This window comes from Kitasatospora aureofaciens (assembly GCF_019192735.1).
GTDB lineage: Bacteria > Actinomycetota > Actinomycetes > Streptomycetales > Streptomycetaceae > Kitasatospora > Kitasatospora aureofaciens_A.
This window is the reverse complement of sequence record NZ_JAHTKP010000016.1, coordinates 116,385-137,639: the sequence shown is the minus strand read 5'-3', so window position 1 is coordinate 137,639 and position 21,255 is coordinate 116,385. Positions and strand designations below refer to the sequence as shown.

Annotated in this window: 18 protein-coding genes and 1 pseudogene; 10 read left to right on the top strand and 9 right to left on the bottom strand. The window is 74.4% G+C overall.

The window, feature by feature from the left end:
• Positions 1–35: 35 nt before the first annotated feature.
• A complete protein-coding gene (locus KV557_RS18950; RefSeq protein ID WP_218201763.1) occupies positions 36–941 on the bottom strand; it encodes an EamA family transporter in 906 nt (301 codons plus the stop codon).
• A 49-nt stretch (positions 942–990) separates the two neighbouring features.
• Between KV557_RS18950 and KV557_RS18945 the strand changes: the two genes are divergently transcribed.
• The 4 genes from KV557_RS18945 (at position 991) to KV557_RS18930 (ending at position 3,921) form a co-directional block, all read left to right on the top strand.
• Positions 991–1,551, top strand: coding sequence for a MarR family winged helix-turn-helix transcriptional regulator (locus KV557_RS18945; protein ID WP_218201761.1), 561 nt, complete (start codon positions 991–993; stop codon positions 1,549–1,551).
• Positions 1,552–1,719: 168 nt separating this feature from the next.
• On the top strand, positions 1,720–2,223 hold the full coding sequence (locus tag KV557_RS18940; protein ID WP_218201759.1) for a DUF6328 family protein: 504 nt from the start codon (positions 1,720–1,722) through the stop codon (positions 2,221–2,223).
• 757 nt (positions 2,224–2,980) lie between these two features.
• The gene (locus KV557_RS18935; RefSeq protein ID WP_218201756.1) at positions 2,981–3,448 is read left to right on the top strand and encodes a MarR family winged helix-turn-helix transcriptional regulator; all 468 of its coding nucleotides are present in this window, start codon (positions 2,981–2,983) and stop codon (positions 3,446–3,448) included.
• Positions 3,449–3,450: 2 nt separating this feature from the next.
• Positions 3,451–3,921, top strand: coding sequence for a winged helix DNA-binding protein (locus KV557_RS18930; protein ID WP_218201755.1), 471 nt, complete (start codon positions 3,451–3,453; stop codon positions 3,919–3,921).
• A gap of 687 nt (positions 3,922–4,608) precedes the next feature.
• Here KV557_RS18930 and KV557_RS18925 read toward each other — a convergent pair.
• Together KV557_RS18925 and KV557_RS18920 are read right to left on the bottom strand one after the other, a co-directional pair.
• A pseudogene (locus KV557_RS18925) lies at positions 4,609–5,115 on the bottom strand (AAA family ATPase); the annotation flags it as partial.
• 31 nt (positions 5,116–5,146) lie between these two features.
• Positions 5,147–5,494, bottom strand: a complete 348-nt coding sequence (locus KV557_RS18920) for an ArsR/SmtB family transcription factor (protein ID WP_218201753.1) — start codon at positions 5,492–5,494, stop codon at positions 5,147–5,149.
• Positions 5,495–5,658: 164 nt separating this feature from the next.
• Here KV557_RS18920 and KV557_RS18915 point away from each other — a divergent pair, with 164 nt between their 5' ends.
• The gene (locus KV557_RS18915; protein WP_218201751.1) at positions 5,659–6,912 is read left to right on the top strand and encodes an MFS transporter; all 1,254 of its coding nucleotides are present in this window, start codon (positions 5,659–5,661) and stop codon (positions 6,910–6,912) included.
• 127 nt (positions 6,913–7,039) lie between these two features.
• Here the strand turns inward: KV557_RS18915 and KV557_RS18910 are convergent, their stop codons facing one another.
• The gene (locus KV557_RS18910; RefSeq protein WP_218201750.1) at positions 7,040–7,447 is read right to left on the bottom strand and encodes a nuclear transport factor 2 family protein; all 408 of its coding nucleotides are present in this window, start codon (positions 7,445–7,447) and stop codon (positions 7,040–7,042) included.
• Positions 7,448–7,549: 102 nt separating this feature from the next.
• On the opposite strand from KV557_RS18910, the gene KV557_RS18905 reads away from it, so the two are divergent.
• Positions 7,550–8,023: a MarR family winged helix-turn-helix transcriptional regulator gene (locus tag KV557_RS18905; protein ID WP_218201748.1), complete on the top strand. Its 474-nt coding sequence runs from the start codon at positions 7,550–7,552 to the stop codon at positions 8,021–8,023.
• 80 nt (positions 8,024–8,103) lie between these two features.
• Here KV557_RS18905 and pgm read toward each other — a convergent pair whose 3' ends face one another.
• Positions 8,104–9,744 carry a phosphoglucomutase (alpha-D-glucose-1,6-bisphosphate-dependent) gene (gene pgm / locus KV557_RS18900; protein WP_218201818.1) on the bottom strand — a complete coding sequence of 547 codons (1,641 nt, stop codon included), beginning with the start codon at positions 9,742–9,744 and terminating at the stop codon, positions 8,104–8,106.
• A gap of 537 nt (positions 9,745–10,281) precedes the next feature.
• On the opposite strand from pgm, the gene KV557_RS18895 reads away from it, so the two are divergent.
• From KV557_RS18895 to KV557_RS18880, 4 genes are all read left to right on the top strand, one after another.
• Positions 10,282–10,638: a hypothetical protein gene (locus KV557_RS18895; protein ID WP_218201745.1), complete on the top strand. Its 357-nt coding sequence runs from the start codon at positions 10,282–10,284 to the stop codon at positions 10,636–10,638.
• Positions 10,639–10,808: 170 nt separating this feature from the next.
• A complete protein-coding gene (locus tag KV557_RS18890; RefSeq protein WP_218201744.1) occupies positions 10,809–11,237 on the top strand; it encodes a hypothetical protein in 429 nt (142 codons plus the stop codon).
• 241 nt (positions 11,238–11,478) lie between these two features.
• Complete coding sequence (locus KV557_RS18885; protein ID WP_218201743.1) at positions 11,479–12,549, top strand: chitinase; 1,071 nt, start codon at positions 11,479–11,481, stop codon at positions 12,547–12,549.
• Positions 12,550–12,765: 216 nt separating this feature from the next.
• Complete coding sequence (locus tag KV557_RS18880; RefSeq protein ID WP_256177612.1) at positions 12,766–13,512, top strand: hypothetical protein; 747 nt, start codon at positions 12,766–12,768, stop codon at positions 13,510–13,512.
• Positions 13,513–13,571: 59 nt separating this feature from the next.
• On the opposite strand, the gene KV557_RS18875 is transcribed toward KV557_RS18880, so the two are convergent.
• From KV557_RS18875 to KV557_RS18860, 4 genes are all read right to left on the bottom strand, one after another.
• Positions 13,572–16,358 carry a condensation domain-containing protein gene (locus KV557_RS18875; RefSeq protein WP_218201740.1) on the bottom strand — a complete coding sequence of 929 codons (2,787 nt, stop codon included), beginning with the start codon at positions 16,356–16,358 and terminating at the stop codon, positions 13,572–13,574.
• Positions 16,355–18,142: a non-ribosomal peptide synthetase gene (locus tag KV557_RS18870; protein WP_218201738.1), complete on the bottom strand. Its 1,788-nt coding sequence runs from the start codon at positions 18,140–18,142 to the stop codon at positions 16,355–16,357. Before KV557_RS18870 ends, KV557_RS18875 begins: the two co-directional genes overlap by 4 nt.
• A gap of 67 nt (positions 18,143–18,209) precedes the next feature.
• Complete coding sequence (locus tag KV557_RS18865; protein WP_218201735.1) at positions 18,210–20,021, bottom strand: non-ribosomal peptide synthetase; 1,812 nt, start codon at positions 20,019–20,021, stop codon at positions 18,210–18,212.
• Between the two features lie 40 nt (positions 20,022–20,061).
• Complete coding sequence (locus KV557_RS18860) at positions 20,062–21,234, bottom strand: acyl-CoA dehydrogenase family protein (protein WP_218201733.1); 1,173 nt, start codon at positions 21,232–21,234, stop codon at positions 20,062–20,064.
• Positions 21,235–21,255 lie beyond the last annotated feature (21 nt).

Sequence of the window (21,255 nt, the reverse complement as noted above, 5' to 3'; positions counted from 1 at the left end):
CTAGCGGGCACCGCCGACAGGTCCGTCAGCGGCCGTCAGCGGCGCGTGCGCAGCGAGGCGACGGCCGGGGCCGGCTCGGCGGGGTCGGGGCGGGCCGGGGTGCGGGGGCGGCCGAGGAGGACGCCGGCCAGGACCAGCGCCAGCCCCGCCCCCTGGCGCGGCCCCAGGTCCTCCCCCGCCACCGCCGTGCCCAGCAGGACGCCGGCGAGCGGGTTGAGCAGGCCGAGCAGCCCGACGGTGCCGGCCGGCAGGTGGCGCAGGCCCGCGAACCAGAGCGCGAACGCTAGCGCGGTGGCCACCAGGGTGACGTAGCCGAACGCGAGCAGCACCGTGGCGTCCATGGCGGGCGGGGCGCCCTCGGCCACGGCGGCGACCGGCAGCAGGAGCAGGCCGCCGGCGGTGAGTTGCCAGGAGGTGGCGGCCAGCGGGTCCGCGCCCTCGCGCCAGCGCGCGGCCAGGACGTAGCCGACGGAGGAGACCAGCATCGCCGCCGACGACGCCACCAGCCCCGTCCCGCTGACCGCACCGCCCGAGCCGAGCAGCATCAGCGCCACCCCGCCCAGGCCCACCACCGCGCCCGCCAGGTGGGCGCGCTGCGGGTGCTGCCCCGCCAGCGCCCACGCTGTGAGCAGCATGGCCAGCGGGGAGGCGGCCATGACGGTGGCGGCGACGCTGGTGGGCAGCTGCTGGGAGGCGAGGTAGAGCAGGACGAAGAAGACGGCGGTGTTGAGCAGTCCGAGGAGCGCCGAGCGCCACCACCAGGGGCCGTACGGGCGGCGGCGGGCCAGGGCCAACAGGACCAGTCCGGCGGGCAAGGCCCGCAGCGCGGCGCCCCACAGGGGCTGGTCGGCGGGCAGCCAGGCGCGGGTGACGTAGTAGTTGGCGCCCCAGGCGAGCGGGGCGAGGGCGGTCAGCAGCACCCATCGGAGATTGGCTTCCATGGAAGACAATATAGCTTCTTGGGAAGCTATAGGAGGTAGGATGGGTGCCATGGAGCCCCAGCAGCACGATCACGCAACCGGCACCGGCTCGGGAACCGGCCCCGGGCCCGACCACGTGGCCCTGATCCAGGCCGAGTGGCGCCGCGAACGCCCCGACCTCGACGTCTCCCCGCAGGCCGTGATCGGGCGCCTGCACCGCCTGGCCGCCCGCCTCACCGGCGAACTGTGCCTCGTCTACTCCCGCTACGGCCTCGGCGAGGGCGAGTTCGACGTGCTGGCCGCGCTGCGCCGCGCCGGCGCCCCCTTCGAGCGCGCCCCCGGCGAACTGGCCGCGCACACCATGGTCACCACCGGCGCGATGACCAAGCGCATCGACCGCCTGGAACGGGCCGGCCTGGTCACCCGCCGCCACGCCGAGGACGACCGGCGCGGCCGCGTCGTCGCCCTCACCGACGCCGGGCTGCGCCTGATCGACGAGGCGTTCACCGCCCACATGCGCAACGAGCACCGCCTGCTCTCGCTCCTCGCTCCCGACGAGGCCGCCGCCCTGGAATCCCTCCTCACCACCTGGCAGCACCGCCTGGACGGCGCCGGGCCTGACGCCGTCTGACCGGCCCGCCCAGCCGCGGTGCCGTAGGGCTCGGCCGGGTCGGCGCCCGCAGGACCGCCCCCGCCCACCGCACCGCCGGGCGCGCCCCTGCCCCTGCCCCTGCCGGGACTCGACCTTCGCCCGGACGGCATCCGCTCGTACCGGCAGCGGGCCAGCACAATGTGACGCATGACCATCACCCCGCCACCCCAGCCCGACCCCACGCCGCCCTACCCCGAGAGCCCGGCGGCGCGGGCGGACCGCCGGCTGATCGAGCTGCTGCAGGAACTGCGGGTGCTGCAGACCGGTGTGCAGATCGTGTTCGCGTTCCTGCTCGGGGTCGCCTTCACCCCGCGCTTCGCCGAACTCGGCGACGCCCAGCAGGACATCTACGTCACCACCCTGCTGCTGGCCGTCCTCGCCTCCGCCGTGTTCGCCACGCCGGTGGCCCTGCACCGTGGGCTGTTCCACCACCCGGGCAAGGAGCGGATCGTCCGGGTGTCGGTGCGCGTCGCCCAGCTCGGCCTGGTCCTGCTCGCCTCCGCCCTGACCGGCGCCGTGCTGCTGGTCCTGGACGTCGTCCTCGGCACCCCGACGGCCCTCGTCCTCACCTCCGTCATCGCGCTGGTCTTCGCCGGCCTGTGGTTCGTCCTGCCGTGGGCGGTGCGCCGCCCCCTGCGGGACACCGACTGACCCGCCGCGCCCACGGCACCGGGGCCGGCACCGGCCGCACACTCGCCGCCTGCGCGTGCTCCGCCCTGATTACCCCCGCGAGCAGCACGTCCATGGCGGGCAGCACCAGCCCGCCATGTCCGCGGGCGTGAACCGCGCCGCCTGCGGACGGGTCGCATGGCGGCGCATCGCCTGCGGGAGCGGCCGTCCGGGCAGTACAGCCGCGTCAGGCCCTGGTGCCGGGCCGCCGACCGCGCCGGCATCGGCCCGTGGCGGACGGCCGCCAGGATGCCCTCAACGACGACGTGGAACCCGTGGTCGAGGGCGCAGCGGGCGGCCGCCTCGTCGAGGCGGACGGCCGCGGCTCCCGGCACGCCGCGCTCACGCAGCACGGTGCGGCGCAGGTTGTTGGTCCACCGACCGCGGCGGCCCGCAGCCCGGCCGCGATGCCCAACCTGCCCGAGCCGCTGGTGCCACGTAGCACGACCAGGACCGTGCCCGGACTTCCCGTCACCACCCGCGCCACGTCGGCACAGGCGGGCACAGGCGCGACCGCGGACGAGCGCGCTGCAACCCGCTTCCACGGGTGTCGCGGCGGCGCTCGGGTTCGCGGTGGTGCGGATCGTCCAGCCCGGGCAGGACGACGGCGCCACCGCCGCGAAGGCCGCCCCGGCGCCCGTCCCGGCCACCGCCGCGGCCACGACCGCGGCCACGACCACGACCACGACCACGACCACAATAGTAGCCATGTACTTAATATCCATGTATTGTATCTGCCATGAGCGGAGCACCCCCGAGTCCGACGCCCGGCTTCCTGGTCTGGCGCCTGTCGATGAAGTGGCGGGTGGCGGTCGACCGGGCCGTCGCGCCGCTGGGCCTGACCCACGCGCAGTACTCGCTGCTCGCGTCGCTGCTCGGCATGCAGCGGTCGGGGCTGAGTCCCAGCCAGCGCCAACTCGCCGACCACACCGGGCTCGAACCGCTCTACGTCTCGAAGCTGGCCCGCACACTGGAGGCGGCCGGCCTGATCGAGCGCGCCCCGGACCCCGCCGACACCCGCGCGGTCCGACTGTCGCTCACCGATCACGGGCGGGAGGTCTCCCGCAACGCGGTCGTGATCGTCCAGCAGCTGCTCGACCGGCTCCTGACCCCCCTGGGCGGCCTGGACGGCCCGCGGACCGAGGCGTTCGCCCACGAGCTGACAGCCCTTCTCGACGTACCGCTCGATCCCCCGACCAAGGAGTAGCGATGTCCGCAACACCGACCGTCAACGGCCAGATCATCGGCCAGGCCCACTACGCCACCCGGGCCGTCCTGGAGCGGCTGCTGGCCCGCACCGACACCTCGTTCCAGCAGTCGGTCGCCCTCAACGCCATCGCGGGCAACGGTGCGGCCATGGACCGCGGCCAACTGATCGCCCGGATGACCGCCACCTTGAAGCTCGACGACTCGACGGCTCTGGCGACGATCGCCGAACTGACCGCCTCCCACCTGATCGAGCACCTGCCCGACGAGGACAACCACCTCCTGCTCACCGATGCGGGCCGGGCGCTGAACCGCGACATCCGCACCGCGGTCGACGAGCTCACCGCCCGGCTGTACGGCGACCTCCCGGCCGACGACCTGGCAGCCGCGGCCCGCGTGCTGACCCTTGTCACGGCCCGGGCCAATGCCGAGCTCGCGAGCGCCCAGCCGAAGTCGCGCGACGAGCGACCGTGACCGGCACTGCGCAACAGACCCCGGCCGTGGCGCCACGACGCGCCTGAGAGGTGCTGGTGCCAGGTGGGGCATCCGGCATCGGCAGGAGGTCCGTGGCCGCCGAACTCACATAGGGCATGGGCGCGTTCGTGGTGGACTCGCCACGCCCGCCGGCACCACTCCAACGACCTGCCCGCCCCGGACTCGCTGCCCGCTGAACGCGTCCTGAACCTGCAGATCGCCACAGCCCAAGCCCTGGAACCCGCCCTGCCCGGCGTCGACCGCAACCGCCTCGCGGTGAACATGCCCGCCATCACCGAGGGCGACTACCCGACCCCGGCCGCCGCGTACGACCAGCAGGTGCGCGGCATCCCGCACGAGGGCAACGCCACGCACATCAGTGCCAACTACGCGGCACGAGAACCGGACTCGGGCCGCCGACGAGTTCACGCACGCCGGACGCAACGGCTGCCGCCCGGCAGGCAACCAGGCCTGGTGGCAGCCGAGTTCGGACACAGCAGGCTCGGCGGCCCCCTGCCGAGCAGGCGCACCGAACCGGACGGTGGACATGTTGCGGGACGTCGGGCAGGCGCCGGTTCCGTCAGGAACGACGGGCGAAGCCGGGCAGGCCGGGAGAACCTTGCCCACGGGGGAAGTCGGCAGGGAGCCCGCCAGGTTCGGGCCCCCCGGGCGGCCGTCGGGCGCCCGTCAGCGGGCCGCCGCAGTGAGCGAGGCCGCCAGGGCGGGGACGTCGACGGGGCGGGTTGTGTCCACGCGGTGGACGGTTCCCAGGGCGAGCGGTTCGGCGCCGCGCGACCACAACTCCCAGTCCCCGCCTAGGCCGCCGACGCGCTCGGGATGCACGGGGTGGCGTTGGGCCATGCGCGCGGCGAAGCGGCTGCGTGCCACCTCCGGCGGGACGTCGCACCAAACCTCGCGCACCCTCGCCACGCCCGCGCGCCGCAGCCCCGCGACCACGATCGGGCGAGTGTGGGCCAGCCACGGGCTCTCCATCACCGCCGCGCCGCCCGCGGCGCGCAGCAGCGTCCACAGGGTCTCCCCGGCTGCGGCCCCCAGGGCTCGGCTCCAGTCGCCGTCCGGGCACCCCGCCGGGCGCAGGCCGGCCAGGGTGTCGGCCAGGGTCTCCTTGACCGCGCCCTTGCTGAACAGCGGCAGGCCCAGCTCGGCGGCCGGCGCCCGCGCCAGCGTCGTCTTCCCCGCTCCCGGTCCGGGTGCGACCGCGGGCCTACGCCCCGGGGCCGGTGCGGGCCTGCTGCGGGGCGGCGGTCAGGAGGGCGTCGAGCAGGCCGGGGAAGCGGGTGTCGAGGTCGGTGCGGCGCAGGCTGACGAAGCGGTTGCGTCCGGCGACGCGGGTGGTGGTGACGCCGGCCTCGCGCAGGACGCGCATGTGGTGGGAGACGGTCGACTTGTGGAGGTGCTCCAGGCCCAGGTCGCGGGGGGCGCAGGAGTGCTCGGCGCCGTCGGCGTAGCTGAGGAGCAGGCGCATGCGGACCGGGTCGCCGAGGGCGTGCAGCACCGTGACGAGGTCGATGTCGGGGGTCGCGGGCTGGGGAAGCCGCTCGTCTTCGGGCATGGCGCTCGGTCCTCGCAGGTCGGGGTCACAAGTCGGGGGCAGGGGCCGCGGGTCGGGGTCGCGGCATTCGGACGTTGGTTTGACAATCATCCACCAATCCATAGTGTTTGACGAGCGTCAAACTGTTGCCCGTTCGTCCAACAATCCGCTCCGGGGGTCCGTCCGTGCCCGTCCGCCTGCTCCTGCTCGCCCTCGGCACCTTCGCCGTGGGCACCGACTCGATGGTCGTCGCCGGCATCCTCGGCCCCGTCTCCGCGGACCTGGGGGTGTCCACGCCGGCCGCGGGCCAGCTGGTCACCGTCTTCGCGCTCGGCTACGCGCTGCTGGCCCCGATATTGGCCGCGCTCACCGCCCGCTGGCCGCGCCGGCGCCTGCTGCTGACCGCGCTCGCAGTGTTCAGCGCCGCCAACGCGCTCAGCGCGCTCGCCCCCACCTTCACCCTCCTGCTGGCCACCCGGGTGCTCGCCGCGGCCGGGGCGGCCCTCTACACACCGACCGCCAACGCGGTAGCCACCACCCTCGTCGCCCCCGAGCGACGCGGCCGGGCACTCGCCACCGTGCTCGGCGGGATGACGGTCGCCACCGCCCTCGGCGTCCCGCTGGGCACCTGGGTCGGACGCACCGACTGGCGGATGACCATGTGGCTGGTCACCGCGCTGGGCCTGGCGGCCCTCGCGGGACTCGCCCTCCTGCTGCGCGACCTGCCCGCGCCCGCCGCCGCACCCGGCCTCAAGGCACGCCTGGCGCCGCTGCGCCGCCCGCGGGTGCTCGGGGCGGCGGCCACCACACTCGCGTTCTTCCTCGCCTTCCAGAGCGTCTACATCTACCTGGCCACCGCCGTCTCGGGCGCCACCGGCGGCGACGCGAACCGGCTGAGCGCGATCCTGCTGACCACCGGCGCGGCCTCGGTCGCGGGCAGCTGGCTGGGCGGGCGCCTCGTGGACCGGGTCGGGGTGCGGCGGGTCCTGCTGGCCGGCTCCACGATCGCGGCGGGCGGCTTCGCCGCACTGCCGTGGCTGGGGCGCAGCATGGCGGGGGCGCTGGTGTACGCGGCGGTGGTGCCGCTGGTGGGGTGGGCGGTGTCGGTGGCGCTGCCGCACCGGCTGGCGTCGATCGACCCGGCAAGCGCGCCACTGCTGATCTCGCTCAACTCCAGCGCGCTGTACCTGGGAACGGCCGCGGGCGGAGTCGCGGGCAGCTGGGCTATCGCGCTGCTGGGCGGGCGCTGGTTCCCCCTCGCGGCGGCCGCGCTCGGCCTGGTGGCCGCCACCATCGCGGCGGCCACCACACGGGAGAAGACGCCGGACACCGCGCCGGCGCCGGCCCCGGCAACGGCTTCGGCTTCGGCTTCGGCTTCGGCTTCGGCTTCGGCTTCGGCTTCGGCTTCGGCAACAGCGACGACGACGGCGCGGCCGTGAACCGCCCCCTGGACGGCCGATGGGGCTCGTTGACTCCGACTCTGCCCGGATCTGCGCGAAATGCCCAGGGGGTTGTCAGCAGCTGGGAAAGCCCGGCACGTCGGGTGGCCGGGGGGCGGCGGCAGGGTCAGCGGGCGGAGCCGAGGTCGCGCTCGCCCTCGGGCCCGTCCAGCAGCAGGGTGGTCTCCTCGATGCGGCGGAAGCGCCCGCAGGGGGCGTACTCGCCGAAGAGGTAGACCTCCATTCGCACCCGGGTGCCGTCGGTCTTGACGACCTCGACGGTGTGCCGGTCGGCCGTGCGGTCGCCGGCGGTGAGTTCCTCGTGAACCTCGACGCGCCCGGAGGCGACGACGGCGCGCAGGTGGCGGATGTGGGCGGCGAAGCCGGCGCGATCGTCCCAGCGGCCGTCGGTGCGCTGGCGGTAGTCAGGGGCGAAGTGCCGATCCAGCGCCTCCTCCAGGGCAAGGCCGGGAGTGAACAGCAGGTCGTCGAGGGCGGCGGCGATCGTGGTCCTGGGGGCGATGGTCGCAGACATGGCGGAGCTCCTTCGAGGAATGAATAAGCGTGCGCGGCGCACGCTTCCTGGGGGACGACTCTACCCCAGGAATGCGTGCGCCGCGCACGCTACGATCGGGGGGTGAACTCCTCCGCAAGCCCCGCCCCCGTCCCCGGTCTCGGGGACACCGTCGCCGACGCCCTCGCCACCCTCCTGCGCCGCCCCGCCCGCGCCGCGCTCCACCGGCGCCTCACCGAGGGCCTGGGCGAGGCCGTGGACGAGGTCACCTACCCCGTCCTCAGCGCCCTGGCCCGCACCGGGGCACGCAGCGCCGCCGACCTCGCCACCGAGATCGGCCTGGACCGCTCCGGCGTCAGCCGCCGCGCCACCCGCCTCCAGGCCGCCGGCCTGCTGCACCGCGAGACCGACCCCCGCGACCAGCGCGCCACCCTGCTCGCCCTCACCCCGGCCGGCGAACAGACGGTCGCCGAGATGCGCCGACGCCTGGCCGCCGCCATCGAGGAAGCGCTCGCCCCCTGGCCCGCCGGCGAGGCCGAGGCCTTCGCCCGCGGGCTGCAGCGCTTCACCGAACACGGACCCTTCAACATCCCCTGACCCACACCCCGGCAGGCGCGCACCCCCGACATGCGTGTGCCCCGGAGCGCGTACACGCTCCGGGGCACACGAACGCACCGTCAGGCCCCGAGGACCTCCCCCACCAGCGCGCGCGCCTCCTCCTGCACCCGGGCCAGGTGCTCCGGGCCGTGGAAGGACTCCGCGTAGATCTTGTACACGTCCTCCGTCCCCGAGGGCCGCGCCGCGAACCAGGCGTTGTCCGTACACACCTTGATCCCGCCGATCGCCGCCCCGTTGCCCGGCGCCTTCGCCAGCACCGCCGTCACCGGCTCCCCCGCCAGCTCGCGCGCCCTCACCCGCTCCGGCGACAGCCGGGAGAGAAGCGCCTTCTGCTCCCGGTCCGCCGGCGCGTCGATTCGGGCGTACGCGGGCTCGCCGTGACGCGCGGTCAGCTCCCGGTAGTACGCACTCGGCGTGCCCCCGGTCACCGCCGTGATCTCCGACGCCAGCAGCGCCAGCAGGATCCCGTCCTTGTCCGTGGTCCACACCCCGCCGTCACGCCGCAGGAACGACGCCCCCGCCGACTCCTCCCCGCCAAAGCCGATCGAACCCTCCAGCAGCCCGTCGACGAACCACTTGAAACCGACCGGCACCTCCACCAGCTCCCGTCCCAGATCGGACGCGACCCGGTCCAGCATCGACGACGACACCAGCGTCTTGCCGACCGCCGCATCCGCCGGCCAGTCCCGGCGGTTGCGGTACAGGTAGTCCACCGCCACCGCCAGGTAGTGGTTCGGGTTCATCAGCCCGCCGTCCGGGGTGACGATGCCGTGCCGGTCGGCATCCGCGTCGTTCCCGGTGGCGATCGCGTACTGGTCGCGGCGCCCGATCAGCGAGGCCATCGCCGCCGGCGACGAGCAGTCCATCCGGATCTTCCCGTCCCAGTCCAGCGTCATGAACCGCCACGTCGGGTCGACCTCCGGGTTGACGACCGTCAGATCCAGCCGGTGCACCTCCGCGATCCGCCCCCAGTACGCCACCGACGCCCCGCCCAGCGGATCCGCACCGATCCGAACCCCCGCCGCCCGCACCGCATCCAGGTCCAGCACGTGCGGCAGATCGTCCACATAGGCGCCCAGGAAGTCGTAGCGCCCGGTCGTCGCCGCCGCCAGCGCCCGCGCCCACGGGACCCTCCGGACCCCCCGCAGCCCCTCCCGGATCAACTCGTTCGCCCGGTCCTGGATCCACCCCGTCGCCTCCGACCCCGCGGGCCCCCCACTGGGCGGGTTGTACTTGAAACCCCCGTCCCGCGGCGGGTTGTGCGACGGCGTCACCACGATCCCGTCCGCCAACGCCCGCGGACTGCGCCGATTGTGCGCCAACACCGCATGCGACACCGCCGGCGTCGGCGTATAACCATCGGCCTCGTCCAGCAGCACCTGCACCCCGTTCGCTGCCAGCACCTCCACCGCCGTCACCCGCGCCGGCTCCGACAACGCATGCGTATCCACCCCCAGGAACAACGGCCCCCCGACACCCTGCCGCTCCCGGTACTCACAAATCGCCTGCGTCGTCGCTGCGATGTGATCCTCGTTGAACGCCCCGTCCAACGACGAACCCCGATGCCCCGACGTCCCGAACACCACCCGCTGACCCGCCTCCAGCGGATCCGGACGCAACGCGTAATACGCCGTCACCAACCGTGCCACATCCACCAGATCACCCGACTCGGCCGGCCGACCAGCCCGTACGTGCACCATCCGTCCCACTCCCGCCACAAACCGGTGTGTCCATACCCCGCACAGCCGATCGTAGCCAGAACACAAACTCCCCACCCGCAACCACCACCGGAACCCGACACACCACACCGCCCCGGACCACGCGCACACGAAGGACCCGAACGGACGGACTCGGGCTGGCAACCACCGGCAGCAGACGCCGACACACGAGGGGCTTTACAGGCCTTTGGGCTCGCCGATGCCAGCTCGCCCTCGGACGGTGTTCTCTCAACGTGCCTGCGGTGCACGGAGAGCGCGCTGAGAGTGCGCGGATCGAACGCGCGCGGGCGTGAACCCGACCCAGGTGTGTGCCGACCCCAATCCTGCCAGGCCGGCGGGAGGTTGCGGTAGGACGCAGCGCACGCCGCTTTCGCCTTGCCCGGACCCGGGCGGGCCCCGCAGACTCGTCCGCATCCACTCCCTCGGCCACGTGCCGGCACCCGCCTCGCGGGGCCGGCGCGCGCGTCGTGCTGCCGCCGGGCCGGGGACAGGTGGGCGAAGCGAACAGGGGGCGTGAGGATGGATCGGGATCTCGTGCTGAAGGCGCGGATGCGGCTGATGAGCCACGACGGGCGGGTGCTGCACGCGCCGGCCGGACTGGGGGTGTACCGGCTCCTGTACGCGGTGAGCCCGCAGGTGTACGCCTCCAAGCTGGCGTACGTCCTGGTGGAGGCGAGCCGCTCTCCCGAGGTCGCGCACCTGCCGCAGGTACGGCGCGCACTGCTCCACGAGGCGCTGGCGGCCCTGCAGGTGCTCGCACCCGGGCACCCCTTCCGGGCAAAGGTCCTGGACCGGACCCTGGCAGGGCTGCGGAAGCTGGACGAAGCCAACGAGGAAGCAGCCGGGGAAGCAGCCGGGACGGAGGCCGAGGGGTAACGCGGTACGGCACCCCGCACGGGCCCGGGCCGCCGACACGCCGGCACGTCTCCGACGCGTTCCCGGCGTGTTGCGGACCTGATGCGACGCGCGTCGCTGCGGGTGGTTGCAGCCGATGGTTCGTCAAGCAACCGTTCGGCCGGTCCCAGGCCCCATGCCAGGATGACGCCATGGGGAATTCCGAGATCGACGACGAGCTGAACGCGGCCATTCGAGCCTCCGACTCGCCGTCCTGGTCCGTCAGGGCGGCCGCCGGACGTCACCTCGCCGCCTATGCGCACCTCCCCGCCGCCACCGACGTCCTGCGCCGGCTCCTGCTGGACGGCCAGGACACCGCCGTCACCCAGGAAACGGCCGAAGCCCTGCTCGAACGCCGGGACACCTGCGGGCTGCGGCTGGTACTCGCGGCATTCGCGGACGCCGACCACGACTCCAGTGATCACCTCAATGACGCGATCATCTGCAGCTGCCTCCAGTCCGACGAGGACCGGGCACACCTCCAACTGCTCTGCTCGCACCTGACGTCGGACCCGGACGAGACCGTCCGAGCGGAAGCAGCCGGCCTGCTCCTGGAACTGCGGCCACGCGGCGAGCGATAGTCCGGCGCTCCGCCGCCGGGCCCGGGTTCCGGCCGTGGTCCAGACCTATTGACGCCCCTTCGGGGCCGCCCTACGATCCCCTGCGGGTGCCGGACGTGTCAGGGCCGCGACACGTACCCAGCCGCCCGGGCTTCCCGCTTCCCGCCGCCCACCCCCACGTCACCTCGCCATGGCCTCCCCCACACCCCGCCGCCCCCTGCCGCGCGGGCCGACGCCATGGCCGGAAGGGAGCTACTCCGCCATGGCCCACCGCACCGCGCGCCTCCTCGGCGCGCTCGCCCTCGCACTCGCGACCACCGCGCTGCCCGCCACCGCCGCCCACGGCGCCTCTCCTGCCGATCAGGCGTCCTGCGCCCAGCAGCAGCGCCCCGCCGGCAAGGTCCTCCAGGGCTACTGGGAGAACTGGGACGGCGCCGCCAACGGCGTCCACCCGCCGCTCGGCTGGATCCCGCTCACCGACTCCCGCATCACCGGCAACGGCTACAACGTCGTCACCACCGCCTTCCCCGTCATCCTCTCCGACGGCACGGCGCTGTGGCAGGACGGCATGGACACCGGCGTCAAGGTCCCCACCCCCGACGAGGTCTGCCAGGCCAAGGCGAGCGGCCTGACCGTCCTGATGTCCATCGGCGGCGCCGCCGCCGGCATCGACCTCTCCAACAGCGACGTCGCCGACCGCTTCGTCGCCACCATCGTGCCGATCCTCAGGGCCAACAACTTCGACGGCATCGACATCGACATCGAGACCGGCCTCGTCGGCAGCGGCAGCATCACCAGCCTCTCCCCCTCCCAGGCCAACCTCATCCGCATCATCGACGGCATCCTCGCCGCCATGCCCCCCGGCTTCGGCCTCACCATGGCCCCCGAGACCGCCTACGTCACCGGCGCCAGCGTCACCTACGGCTCCATCTGGGGCGCCTACCTGCCCGTGATCAAGAAGTACGTCGACAACGGCCGCCTGTGGTGGCTGAACATGCAGTACTACAACGGCAGCATGTACGGCTGCTCCGGCGACTCGTACCAGGCCGGCACCGTCCAGGGCTTCACCGCGCAGACCGACTGCCTCGCCAACGGCCTCACCGTCCAGGGCACCACGGTCCAGATCCCCTACGACCAGCAGGTTCCCGGCCTCCCCGCCCAACCCGGCGCCGGCGGCGGCTACATGGACCCGTCCCAGGTCGCCCAGGCCTGGAACACCTACGGCTCCGGTGCCGGCAACCGCCTCAAGGGCCTCATGACCTGGTCCCTCAACTGGGACGGCTCCCGCGACTGGACCTTCGCCAACAACGTCAAGTCCCTCCAGGGCCGTTAGCCGAAGGCCCTTCAACATGCCAGTGCCCGCCCGGAAACCACCGGGCGGGCACTGGCATGTTGAAGGGGGGTCAGGTCGCCTTCCGTGACAGGTCTGCATCAAGCCTGTCCCGGTCCGGCACACGGCCACCCCTGTGCCCACCCGCCGCCGGTAGTCTCACGGCTGCTCTTGATCCGTTGGAAGGCGTTGTTCATGGCCAAGTTGACAGTTCTGCTCATGGCTCTCGCAGTCTTGTTCTCGGTGTTCGGGTTCCAGGGCGGCAATGTGCCGATCGGTGTGCTGTTCGCCGTCGTGGCGGTCTCGCCGATCGCGTTCCTGGTGTACGCCGTGGTCACCAAGAAGCGCGGGCCGCGGGACGGGCGGCCGGTGACGCCGGAGCAGCGGAGGCGGCGGACGCTGGTGCTGCGGGTGGTCGCCCTCGCGATGGTGGGGGTGGTCGGGTACGGCGTCTACTGGGTGGTCTTCGAGCCGAAGGCCAGCGACAAGGCGCTGAGCCGGATCTCGGACCTGGAGGACGGCTGCGGGGGCGCCCTCGCCCGGAAGTACTTCACCCAGACCGCCGAGCACACGGGACCCGGTCCGCACCCGGTCGCGATGTTCGGCATCTGGGAGTCCGGCGCGTCCCACGCCGTCTATCCGCCCTCCGGGACGCCGGAGCAGTGGAGCGGGAACAAGCTCGACCCGCACCGCGTGCAGCTCATCGCCTGCCTGGACGAGCCGGACGACGGCGAGTTCATCACCGACTGCAAGTTCACGTCGGACTCCCTCAAGCTCTACCGCGGCGTGTACAACGTCACCGTGTACGAGGCCCGGACGGGCAAGAAGTTGGGCAACGAGCGGGTGGCGGGCAGCGCGAAGGCGAACTGCCCGAGCATGGTCTACCTCAAGAAGGGCATCGACAAGCTGCACTCCGAGCCCGAATTCGCGGACTACCAGCAGGTTTTGCGGAAGTACGTCGAATAGTCGGTCGGAAGGCACCGAGGCCCCCGGCGGGATCCGCCGGGGGCCTCGGTCTCAACCGGTCAGCCGACCATCGCGGCGAGGACGCTGCGCCAGTCCTCCCCCGGCTCCGGGCGGAGGGGTGCGGCGAGGGCCTCCGCCCGGTACTGCCAGGGACGTTGGAGCTCCTGGTCGGCTTCGGGGCCGGTCTCGATGGTGCTGGTGGAGCCGAGCAGGCGAACGAGTTCGGTGGTGAAGTCAGGCCACGAGACGTGGCCCGTCACGGCGTTGACGATCCGCCCGGCGGCGGGCGGGTGCTCGGCCGTGCAGGCGGCGAGGGCCCGGGCGAGGGCGGCGGAGTGCACCCAGGAGGCGCCGGTCCAACCCGGGCCGTCAGGAAGGGTGATGGGCCGGCCGGCCAGCGCGGCCTGGTACAGCGCGCCGGTGGAGCCCCAGCGGAGCTGGTCGCGCAGGCGCTGGTGCGGGCCCCAGACGATCGGGGCGCGCACGATGCTCGCGGGGTCCCGGCCGGCTTCCAGGAGGATGCGTTCGCAGTCCAGTTTGGCCTGGCCGTACGGGCTGAGCGACGGGCCGGGCGGGGCGCCCTCGGGGACGTCGGCGCCGGCGGGGCGGCCGTAGGCGTCGATGCTGCTGACGAAGACGAACGGGCCGCCGCGCCAGCCGTCCACGAGGGCCCGCATCGCAGCCACGTCGGTGGCGTGCTCGGTGAAGGTGCAGGCCGCGTGGATGACGGCGTCGGCGCCCTCCACGGCACGGCGCAGGCTGTCGAGGTCGGCGAGGTCGCCCTCGGCCACCTCGACGCCGTTCAGGGCCGCCAGGTGGGCCGATTCGGGGCGGACCAGGGCCCGGACCGGGCGGCCCAGGGCGATCAGTTCCTGGAGGACGGCCGCGCCGACCCCTCCGGTGGCGCCGGTGACCAGCACGGTGCCGGCGCGGGCGCGGTTGACCGGCGCGCCGGTGCGGACGAGGGCGGTGCGGCGCTCGTCGGCGCGGGTGGCCAGGAGCGCGGCCAGAGCGCGGGGAGTGCGCTGTTCGAGGATGTCGAGGCCGGTCAGCGGGAGGCCGGTCCTGGTGCGCAGGCGTTCGGCGAGTTGGACGGCGACCAGGGAGTGGCCACCGAGGTGGAAGAAGTCGCCGTCCGTGGCCGGGATGCTGCCGAGCAGTTCGCCGAAGGCCTCGCGGACGGCCGCCAGCGGGCCGCGTTCGTCGGTGCCCGGCCGCGTCGCGCCGGGCAGGCGGGTGTGGTCGGGGGTGCCGTCCTTGTGGCGGGGCAGCCGGTCCAACAGGACGACGGCTACCGGAAGTTCGGCAGCACGCACGACGCGGCGAAGGCCCGACCGAAGTTCGCCGCCACTGGGTGCGACCGGGCCGCGCACGACGGCGTAGGCGAGCAGCGGACCGTCCGCCGGCTGCGCGACCGTGGCCTCGACGACCCGGGGATCCGCCAACAGAGCGCTCACGGCGGGATGTTCGGCCGCGGTGAGCCGCTCGCCGGGAAGTGCGTCGAGGCGGCGGTTCTCGTCGGCGGCGCCGGCGGCGAGCAGTTCGGCGAACGCGGTGAGCAGCCGGCCGGCCGTCGGCTCGTCGAGGGCGTCCCGGTCGTGCTGGACGAGACAGCGCGGCTTTGGGCCGTCCTCGACCAGCAGGGCGAGGCCGAACTTGGCCAGCCCGAGGTCGAGTTCGACGTTCTCCGCGCGCAGCCCGGGCAGCGCCAGGGGTTCGGCCGGGTGGACGACGTCGCAGCTCACGGCGAGCAGCGGGCTGCCGTCCGCTCCGCGCGCGTCGGCGCCGAGGCGTTCGAGGACCAGGTCGAACGGGACCTCGTGGTGCTGCTGCGCGTCCAGCAGGGCGGCCTTGACCCGGGCCAGGACCTCTGCGAACGCCAAGTCCCCTGCCACGTCCGCCCGGACGGCGAGGGTGTTGACGCTCAGGCCGACCGTCCGGCGCAGCTCGGGCCCGGCGCGGTGGCCGCTGGCGCAGCCGAGGGTGAGGTCGGCCTCGCCGGAGGCGATGCGCAGGGTCGCGAAGGCGGCCGCCAGGACGACGGCGAACAGGGTGGCGCCGTGCCGGGTGCCGAGGCGGCGCAGGCCGTCGAGGGTGCCGGGGTCGAGCGGGGCGCTGTGCAGGGCGGCGCGGCGCTCGCGGGCGCCGGGCGGGACGGGACGCAACAGCGGGAGCGGGCGGGCACCGGCCAGTTGGGCGGCGCGGGTGTCGGCGGCGGCGGTGAGTTCGGCGTCGCGGGCGCGCTCGCGGCGGGCGTGGTCGGCGTACGGCATTCCGGGCGGCGGGAGTTGGGCGGGCATGCCGTCGCGCGAAGCCCGGTAGAGGGCGGCGAGGTCGGCCCCGAGGATCGGCAGGGACCCGCCGTCCACGGCAATGTGATGGATCGTCAACAGGAACGTGTGGTCGTCCGGGGCGTGCCGGAGCAGCAGCGCACGCAGGACCGGGCCGGTGGCGAGGTCGAACGGGCGGGCCGCCTCGGCGGCGAGCAGCGCGGGCGCGTCCGACGCGGTGGCGTCGACGACCGGGAGGGGCACCGGGGTGACCGGGGCGGCCTCCTGGTAGGGCTCGTCGCCCCGCCGGCCGTAGTGGGTGCGCAGGACGGCGTGCCGCTCGGTGAGGGCGGTGAGCGCGGTGGCGAGGGCGTCGGCGTCGAGCGGACCGTGCAACCGGGTGGCGAGCGGGACGTTGTAGAGGGCGCCGCCCTGGCCGAGGTGGTCCATCAGCCACATCCGCTGCTGGGCGTGCGACAGCGGGGCGGGGCCGGTGGATGCCATAGGAGTGGGAGCGGCAGGGCGTGCGCGCCGCCGGGCGCGGAGCAGCAGGTCGGCCTGGTCGACGGTGGTCATCGGGCGGCTCCCTGGGGCTGGGCGTCCGCGTCGCGCAGGGACCGTTCGAGCAGGTCGGCCTGGGCCGCGACGGTGGGGTGGCCGAGGAAGTCGGCGAGCGAGAGCTCGACGCCGAGATCCTCGCGGAGGTCGTCGACGACCCACATGGCGAGCAGCGAGTGGCCGCCCTCGGCGAGGAAGTCGGCGGCCGGGGTGGTCACCGGGCGCCCGAGGGCGCGGGACCAGGCGTCGGCGACGGCCTGCTGGATCGGCGTCAACTCCGCGTCGCGGGCCGCCGGACCGGCGTCCGGGTCGGTGTCCGTGGCGAGCGCCCGGCGGTCGACCTTCCCGCTGGTGGTGAGCGGCAGGGCGGCCAGGACGGTCCAGGAGGTGGGCACCAGGTGGGCCGGCAGCCGTTCGGCGAGCCGGGCGCGCAGGGTGTCGGCGTGCGGGCGGGTGCCCTCGGCGGGGACGACGCAGGCGGTCAGGGCGGCGTCGGCGAGGCCGGGCCGGCGGACGACCACGGCCGCCTCGGCGATCTCGGGGAACTGCAGCAGCGCGTGCTCCACCTCGCCGGGCTCGATCCGGAAGCCGCGCACCTTGACCTGGTCGTCGACGCGACCGTGGAACTCCAGGACGCCGTCCGGGCGTTCGAGCGCGAGGTCACCGCTGCGGTAGGCCCGCCCGACGCCCGGGACCTCGCGGAAGCGCTCCGCGGTCAGCTCGGGCCGGTTGAGGTAGCCGTCGGCGATCCGCGCACCGGCGATCCACAACTCGCCGACGGTGCCGGGCCGTACGGGCGCGAGGTGCTCGTCCAGGACGAGCGTGCGGGCACCGCCGGCCGGGCGGCCGATCGGGATCGGGCCGGTGCAGTCGGCCGGGTCGACGCGGTGCAGGGAGGTGAAGGTGGTGCCCTCGGTCGGTCCGTAGCCGTTGACGAGCTCCAGCCACGGGAAGGCGCGCAGCACGGCCCCGGCGTGGTCGGGCGAGAGCGCCTCGCCGCCGACGATCAGGGTGCGCAGGACGCCGAAGATCCGGGACTGGCGGGCGGCGAGGTGATGGAAGAGGGCGGTGGTGAGGACGAGCGTGGTGACGCCGAACCGCTCGACGTCGGCGGCGAGTTCCTCGGCCGTGGGCCGGTCGGCGGGTGAGACGGCCACCGCGGCTCCGCGCGCCAGCGGGGCCCACAGCTCGAACGTGGAGGCGTCGAAGGTGACGGTGGAGTGGAACAGCACGCGGTCGCGGGGGCCGAGGGTGATCCCGCCCGGGGCCGTGGTGAGGTCGACGATGGCGCCGTGCGGGATCCGGACGCCCTTGGGGCGGCCGGTGGAGCCGGAGGTGTAGAGCACCAGGGCGGTCGCGGCCGGTCCGACGCCGACGGCGCCCGCTACGACGTCTTCGAGGTCGTCGTCGGCGCCGCGCTCGGCGAGGACGAGGGTCTGCTCCTCCGGCAGGCCGGCCTCGGCGAGCAGGGCCTTGTCACCGAGGGTGAGCCGGACGCCGGCGTCCTCGGTCATCTCGGCGATGCGCGGACGCGGGTAGGCCGGGTCGAGCGGTACGACGTGGCCGCCCGCGCGCCAGACGGCGAGCTGGGCGACGACCAGGCGGGTCGAGCGGGCGCAGAGCAGGCCGACGGCACTGCCCGGGCCGATCCCGCGGGCGGTCAGCACGGTAGCCAACCGCTCTGTGGCGTCGGCGAGTTCGCGATAGGTCAGGACGGTGGTGCCGTCGGTCACGGCGAGCGCCTGCGGGCGCTCCTCGGCGTGCCGGGCGATCAGGGCGGGGACGGTGTCCGCAGCGGACATGGCGTGGTTCCCTTCCGGGCGCCCCGGAGATGGCCGGGGCGCCCTGGTCAAGGCCTTGAGGACGCGGTCAGGCGGTGGCGGCGGCGCCGACGCGCCGCTCGTCCACCAGTCGTCCGACAGCGCGAAGGTCGGGCTGGCGCAGCAGCTGGGCGGCGCGCAGGCGCACGCCGAACTCCTCCTCCAGCGTGGCCAGCAGGCGGGCGGCGGCGAGTGAATTGCCGCCCGCGTCCAGGAAGTTGTCGAGCGGGCCGAGGTCGGCGCGGCCGAGCAGGTCGCGGCAGAGCTTCAGGACGGTGCGCTCGGTGGGTGTGGCGCCGTCGTCGTCCGGGCCCTCCTCCACCGGGGCGGCGAGCAGGGCGGCCCGGTCGACCTTGCCGTTGGCGTCGAGCGGGAAGGTGTCGACCAGCCGGACGACCGATGGCACGGCCTGCTCTGGCAGCCAGGGACGCACGGCCGCGAGCAGCTCCGGACCGGTCGGCAGCTCCGCCGGCGCCGCCTGGACGAAGGCGAGCAGCCGCGTGCCGCCCGCGGGCGAGGGTTCGGCGGCGACGACCGCGCGGCGCACCCGGGCGTCGCGCTCGAACGCGGCCTCGACCTCGGCCGGCTCGATCCGCACGCCGCTGACCTTCACCTGGTCGTCGAGCCGCCCGTGGAACTCCAGCACGCCGTCGGCCCGCATCAGCACCCGGTCGCCGGTGCGGTAGACCCGGTCGGCGCCCTCGACGCCGTCGGGCGCGCCGACGAACCGGCGGGCGGTGAGCTCGGGGTCGAGGTAGCCGGCGGCCAGGCCCCGGCCGCCGATCCGCAGTTCGCCGGCCTGCCCGCGCGGCACCGGCCGCCCGTCCTCGTCGGTGACCACGACGACCGCGCCGGGGATCGGCAGGCCGATCGGCGGCGCGTCGGCGCCGTGGTCGACGCCGGGGGCCATGGTGTGCACGGTGGTCACGACGGTGGCCTCGGCCGGGCCGTACGCGTTGTGGACGGTGGCGGTGACGTCGCGGCCGGGAGCACGCCGCAGCCGGTCGCCGCCGACGGACAGGTGCCGCACCGCGAGCCCGGCCGGCCAGGGGCGGTCGAGGACGGGCTCGGCGAGCGGGGTGGGCAGCACCGCAACGGTGATCCCGGCCTCGCGCCACCAGTCGGTCAGGGCGCCCGAGTCCCAGCGGACCGCGTCGGGGGCGACGCTGAGCGCGGCGCCGGACGTGAGGGTGCCCCACAGCTCCTTCAGGTGCGGGTCGAAGGCCACCCCGATCAGCAGGCTGTGCCGGTCGCCGGGGCCGAGCCCGGTCAGGCCGCGATACCAGTGCAGCATGGCGCCGAGCGCGGGCTCGCCGACCGCGACGGCCTTGGGCGTGCCGGTGGAACCGGAGGTGAGCACCGCGTAGTGGGTGCCCTTGGGCACGCTCACGGCACCGCCGGGGGCGAAGGCGGCGACCACGGTGGCCGCCGCGTTGGCCCCCTCCGCGGGCACGGCCAGCGGGAGGTGTTCGCCGGCCCGGTGCCCGGGCGGCAGCAGGACGGGGTCGCCGACCAGACAGGAGGGCCGCAGCTGCTCGGCGACGGCCTGGAGCCGGCGCTCGCCGGGGCGCGGGCCGAGCGGCAGGTGGACGGCGCGGAGCTTGGCGGTGGCGAGGGTGACGGCGACCAGGGCCGCCGAGTGGTCGAGGCAGACGCCGACCAGGTCGCCCGGCCGCACCCGCTCGCGCAGGGCGTCGGCGACGGTGTCGGCGAGGCGGTCGAGTTCGGCGTAGCTCCAGGTGCGGGCGCCGTCGACGAGCGCGGGCGCGTCCGGGGTGCGGTGCGCCCAGGTGGTGAACAGGTCGAGCACGGCGCCGTCGTGGTGCGAACGGCCGTACCCGATGCTGGGGGATTCCATCATCGTCTCCAGGGAGTTGACTGTCCGTCAGAAAGGGCCGGCATCAGTTCAGGCCCATGGCCCGGGCGACGATCACCTTTTGGACCTCGGAGGTCCCCTCGATGATCGTCATCATCCGGACGTACCGGTACAGGAACTCCAGCGGGTGCCCGCGCACCCAGCCGGTGGCGCCGTGCACCTGGAGCGAGCGGTCCACCGCGCGGACGGCGGTCTCGGAGGCGGTGAGCTTGGCGAGGGCCGCGTTCTCGGGCGCCTCGGTGCCCGCGTCGACCAGCCGAGCGCAGGCGAGGGTGAGCAGCTTGGACGCCTCCACCTCGGCCCGGGTGCTCACCAGGTGCTCCTGGACGTGCTGGTAGTCGCCGATCGGCCGCCCGAACGCCTGCCGCTCGCGGGCGTACTCGACGCCGATGCGCAGCGCGTACTCGGCGATGCCGTTGCACATCGCGGCGACGACGAGCCGGCCGCGGGAGAGGCTGTCGATGGCGAGGGCGGTGGCCGCGCCGATGCCCTCCTCGCCGCCGATGACGGCCTCCGGCCCGACGGTGACCCGGTCGAGCAGCAGCTCGAACAGCGGCTCGCCGGACATGCCCTCGTAGCGCTGGCCGATCCGCAGGCCTGGCTGGTCCATCGGGAGGACGAACGCCGTGGCGCCCACCGTGCGGCCGTCGCCGAGGTCGGTGGCGGCGACGACGAGCGCGAGGCCGGCCCGGTCGGCGTTGCTGACGAAGGTCTTGCGGCCGTTCAACTCCCAGGTGTCGCCGGTGCGGACGGCGGTGGTGGTGAGCCGGAACGCGTCGGAGCCGGCGTGCGGCTCGGTGAGCGCGAGGCAGCGGGTCTGCTCGCCGCGCACCAGCGGCACGAGGTGGCGCTCGACCTGCTCGGGGGTGCCGTTGCGCAGCAGCGGGCTCGGGCCGTCCGAGCCGGCCAGGGCGTACGGCGCGAGCAGACAGCCGCTGCGGCCGGCGGCGTGGTGCAGCAGCACGACGGCGGTGAACGGCATGCCGGCGCCGCCGAGTTCCTCGGGGTAGTCGCCGGCGTAGAAGCCGAGCGCGGCGGAGCGCTTGCGGACGTAGGTGCGCAGGTCGGCCGGCGGCTGGTCGGCGGTCTCGGGCAACTCGGCCGCCAGCGGGACGAGTTCGCGGCGGATGAAGCTCTCGAACGCCTCGACGATCTCGCTGTGGTCGCTCTCCAAAACGGAGGACGGAGTGGCGCTCATGCACCCACCTCGCTTCGCTCG